The sequence below is a fragment of the Polaromonas sp. P1_G1 genome (assembly GCF_056405595.1).
Genome location: NZ_JBFUBU010000096.1, coordinates 1 through 4,250, shown reverse-complemented (window position 1 = coordinate 4,250; position 4,250 = coordinate 1). Strand labels below are relative to the sequence as shown.

The 4,250-nt window shown below is 61.2% G+C and carries 4 protein-coding genes; all 4 read right to left on the bottom strand.

Going from position 1 to position 4,250, the window contains the following annotated elements; translation table 11 throughout:
* Window positions 1-257: 257 nt before the first annotated feature.
* The 4 genes from alaC to urtE all read right to left on the bottom strand — a co-directional run bounded on the left by alaC (window position 258) and on the right by urtE (window position 3,903).
* A complete protein-coding gene (gene alaC, locus AC1D1Y_RS25720) occupies window positions 258-1,460 on the bottom strand; it encodes an alanine transaminase (RefSeq protein WP_477684851.1) in 1,203 nt (400 codons plus the stop codon).
* Between the two features lie 278 nt (window positions 1,461-1,738).
* Window positions 1,739-2,158: a ribosomal maturation YjgA family protein gene (locus AC1D1Y_RS25715; RefSeq protein WP_477684850.1), complete on the bottom strand. Its 420-nt coding sequence runs from the start codon at window positions 2,156-2,158 to the stop codon at window positions 1,739-1,741.
* A 15-nt stretch (window positions 2,159-2,173) separates the two neighbouring features.
* Complete coding sequence (locus tag AC1D1Y_RS25710; protein ID WP_477684849.1) at window positions 2,174-3,019, bottom strand: DUF817 domain-containing protein; 846 nt, start codon at window positions 3,017-3,019, stop codon at window positions 2,174-2,176.
* Window positions 3,020-3,210: 191 nt separating this feature from the next.
* Complete coding sequence (gene urtE, locus AC1D1Y_RS25705) at window positions 3,211-3,903, bottom strand: urea ABC transporter ATP-binding subunit UrtE (RefSeq protein ID WP_477684848.1); 693 nt, start codon at window positions 3,901-3,903, stop codon at window positions 3,211-3,213.
* Window positions 3,904-4,250: the final 347 nt, after the last annotated feature.

Genomic DNA, 4,250 nt, shown 5'->3' with positions numbered 1-4,250 from the left:
CCTGGCTGGGCCGAGGAGCGCAGAGACAAGCGGATCAGGGCCGGCGTTGTCTGAGCGAAGCGAGTTTAGCCGGACCCCGCTTGGCTCGAGCACCGCAGGTTGCCCGTAGCGAAGCGTAGGGACCCAGACTGCGGGTCGCCTTTTCTTTGCTTACTTTCTTTTGGCGAAGCAAAAGAAAGTGAGTTGCTGCCGGCAACCCCGGCCAGCAGAACTCAGCAGCAAGCGCACAGGCCGGAGCAAGATCCGGCACAGACAAACTAGCGAATCCCATCCCCCTTGAACATCGCCTTAATTCCTCTCACAGCCTGCCGAATCCGAGCCTCATTCTCAATCAAAGCAAACCGAACATAATCATCGCCGTGATCGCCAAAGCCAATCCCAGGCGACACACAAACCTTGGCCTTGTCCAGCAACTGCTTGGCAAACTCCAGCGAGCCGAGCTTGCGGTAGGCCTCCGGAATCCGCGCCCAGATGTACATCGAGGCTTTGGGGCAATCCACTGGCCAGCCGGCTTCGATCAATCCCTTGTAGAGCACGTCACGCCTGGCCTGGTACTGTGCGGCGATGTCTTTCACGCATTGCTGGTCGCCTTCCAGCGCGGCGATGGCGGCCACCTGCAGCGGGGTGAAGGTGCCGTAGTCGTGGTAGCTCTTGATGCGTGCCAGGGCCGCGACCAGGTCGGGGTTGCCGACCATGAAGCCCACGCGCCAGCCGGCCATGTTGTAGCTCTTGGACAGCGTGAAGAACTCCACCGCGATGTCCTTGGCGCCCGGCACCTGCATGATGGACGGCGCTTTCCAGCCATCGAACACGATGTCGGCATAAGCCAAATCGTGCACCACAAAGATGTCGTGCTTGCGCGCCAGCGCGATGACCTTCTCGAAAAACTCCAGCTCAACGCACTGCGCCGTCGGGTTCGAGGGGAAACCCAGCACCATCATCTTGGGCTTGGGGTAGCTGCCGCGTATGGCTTTTTCCAGCTCGGCGAAAAAATCCGTGTCCGGCGTCAGCGGCACCGAGCGAATGTCGGCGCCCGCGATCACCGCGCCGTAGATGTGGATGGGATAGCTCGGGTCCGGCACCAGCACGGTGTCGCCGCGGTCCAGCGTGGCCAGCATCAAATGGGCCAGGCCTTCCTTGGAGCCTATGGTCACGATGGCCTCGCTGTCCGGGTCTATCGCCACCTGGTAGCGGCTCTGGTACCAGTGCGCGATGGCGCGCCGCAAGCGTGGAATGCCCTTGCTGGCCGAATAGCCGTGGGTGTCGGGGCGCTGGGCCACCTCCACGAGTTTGGACACGATGTGCGCCGGTGTGGCGCCGTCGGGGTTGCCCATGCTCATGTCGATGATGTCCTCGCCGCGCCGGCGCGCCGCGAGTTTCAGCTCGGCCGTGATGTTGAAGACGTAAGGGGGAAGGCGGTCAATGCGCGCGAATCGGCGCTTGCCTGGAGAAGCAGACATAGAAGGAGACTTTCACGTGAGCGCCCGGAACCGTCCGAGCGACGTGGCCGGCAATGGGGCCGGCCCGAAAACATCCTAACCGAAAAGCCGCTTAAAAAATCCTGGGTGTTGTTGCGCCGCCATGCATTTACTCCCTCTCCCTCTGGGAGAGGGAGTAAGAAAGAGGCGGCGCGTTGCAGTCGTATGCCTTGGATTTACTCCTTCCCCCGCTGGGGGAAGGTTGGGATGGGGGCCGGCGGCGCTTGAAGCTTCACTGCATGTTTGAAGGCCGCCGGCCCTCACTCCTGCCCTCTCCCAGGGGGAGGAGAGGGAGTAAAGAAAATCCGCAACCGGGCAAGCGCGAACTCAAGCGCCAACACCCCCAAAAATCCACAGGCATAAGCCAGCACGTCCATCCAGTCGGCCACCGAACCCAGCACAATCCTCAGCACCCGGTTCTCAACGTGCCAGCCGTTCACCGCCGCAACATACTGGGCAAGCTCGACCCCGCAGCCCACCCCAAACGCGGCCAGCGCCAGGCCGGCGGTGTTGGCCTTGATCACTGTCTTGAACAGGAAGTACACCCACACCACCGCCAGCACGTCACCGACAAAGCCCCGCAGCCAGGGGTGGTGCGACCACACGGTCGCGATCAGAAACTCAACGATGAAAATGAAGACGGCCCACAGCGCCGCCTCGCGGTCAAAACGCAGCTTCATGCAGGGGCCCCCGCGTCAGTCCGGCACATGGATGCGCGCCTTCACATGCTTGAGGTTGGCCACGATGGTGAAGGTCATCACCACCAGCAGCGACCAGGAACTCCATTTGCCCACATGCACGATGGACCAGGCGCCGAGCTGGTTCGGGTAATGCCAGAGGCTGAAGAAGGTGCTGATGTTCTCCGCTACCCAGATAAAAAACCCGATCAGCAAAAATCCCAGCAGCAGGGGCATGCTGCGGTCCCGGTCATAGGGCCGGAAGATCACCGAAGACCTCGCGTACAAACCGGCCAGGCAAGCCGCGATATACCAGCGGTAGTCGCCCCAGAAATGGTGGGTGAAAAAATTGGCGTACACCAGCAACGCGATCACCACGGCCATCCAGTGAGGCGGGTGATGCCGGATCCGGAGGTCGAACAGGCGCCATGCCTGGATGATGTAGCTGCCCACCGCCGCATACATAAAGCCCGAAAACAGCGGCACGCCGAACAGCTTGGTATAGGCAAAGTCCGGGTAGCTCCAGGACTGGATGGATCCCGAAGTCTTGAAGACCTCCAGCGCAAACCCCACCACGTGAAAGAGGCAGATGGCTTTCAGCTCGTCCAGCGTTTCCAGCCTGGCCAGCACCATCCAGCCCTGGATCAGCAGCGCGATCACCAGCAGCAGGTCGTAGCGCGGAATACCCGCCACACCGGCGCGCGGCACCAGGAACACCGCCGCAAAAAACAGCCCGGCAAACAGGCAGGCCCTCGCCTCCTTGAGGCCGAAGCAGCCGAACTCCACCAGAAAGCGGCGAACTCCCGACAGCCCCGCATGCGATTTCTCCCGGATCAGCCAGTTGTCCAAGGCCAGCAAAGCCATCGGCGTCTACCTTTTTATTGATTGTTGTTGCCGGCCTGTTGTGCCGCCTTGCCGTGCACCGGCATTGACACCCTCTCCCTCTGGGAGAGGGTGGGGGTGAGGGCCGCAGCTTGTGCAAGGAACAGTAGTCTATCGCCTGCCGTCGGGCCCTCACCCTAACCCTCTCCCAGGGGGAGAGGGAAAAAGAACAACTAGATCGCCACCAGCTGCCGCACGCCGTTGGTTTCCATGTCCTTGCCCTGCCCGCGCGCGATGAACTCGCCGCGCTCCATCACCAGGTAGTCGTCGGCCAGCTCCTGCGCGAAGTCGTAGTACTGCTCCACCAGCAGGATGGCCATGTCACCCCGGTCCGCCAGCATGCGGATCACGCGGCCTATGTCCTTGATGATGCTGGGCTGTATGCCCTCGGTCGGCTCGTCGAGGATCAGCAGCTTGGGCTTGGCCGCCAGCGCGCGTGCAATGGCCAGCTGCTGCTGCTGCCCGCCCGACAGGTCGCCGCCGCGGCGGTTCAGCATCTGCTTGAGCACCGGGAACAGTTCATAGAGTTCGGCCGGGATGGGGGTGGACGCGCTCTTGTAGGCCAGGCCCATGCGGAGGTTCTCTTCTACCGTTAGTCTCGCGAAGATTTCTCTTCCTTGGGGGACGAAGCCAATCCCTGCCCTTGCTCGTTCGTAGGGAGTGCTGGCTTGGATTTGTTTGCCGTCGAAGTCGATTGTTCCGGTTTTGATCGGAACGAGGCCCATTAAGGATTTCAGGAGCGTTGTTTTGCCTACGCCGTTGCGGCCCAGGAGTACTGTTACCTTGCCGAGGTGGGCGTCGAGGCTCACGTCTCTGAGGATGTGGGAGCCGCCGTAGTATTGGTTGATGTTTTTTACTTGGAGCATATGGAATCTCCGAGGATAAGTAGGCCGGTTCTTGCTCCGGCTTGTGCGCTCATTGATGAGTGTTGCTGGCCGGGAATGGCCCGGCGGCCAGTAACTTTCTTTTGCTTCGCCAAAAGAAAGTCACCAAAGAAAAGGCGACCCGCAGTCTGGGTCCCTACGCTTCGCTTCGGGCAACCTGCGGTGCTCGAGCCAAGCGGGGTCTCGCTAAACTCGCTTCGCTCAGACAACGCGATCCCTGATCCGCTTGTCTCTGCGCTCCTCGGCCCAGCCAGGACGGGGCAAGCGGGATCGGAAGCGGGAACCAATACAAAAAGGACACGCCATGGCGTGTCCTTTTTGTTTTCCGT

What these genes read in the sequence shown, in the direction of transcription:
- alaC (WP_477684851.1), bottom strand. Translation starts at nt 1,460, where the DNA reads ATGTCTGCTTCTCCAGGCAAGCGCCGATTCGCGCGCATTGACCGCCTT.
- AC1D1Y_RS25715 (WP_477684850.1), bottom strand. Translation starts at nt 2,158, where the DNA reads ATGAAGCTGCGTTTTGACCGCGAGGCGGCGCTGTGGGCCGTCTTCATT.
- AC1D1Y_RS25710 (WP_477684849.1), bottom strand. Translation starts at nt 3,019, where the DNA reads ATGGCTTTGCTGGCCTTGGACAACTGGCTGATCCGGGAGAAATCGCAT.
- urtE (WP_477684848.1), bottom strand. Translation starts at nt 3,903, where the DNA reads ATGCTCCAAGTAAAAAACATCAACCAATACTACGGCGGCTCCCACATC.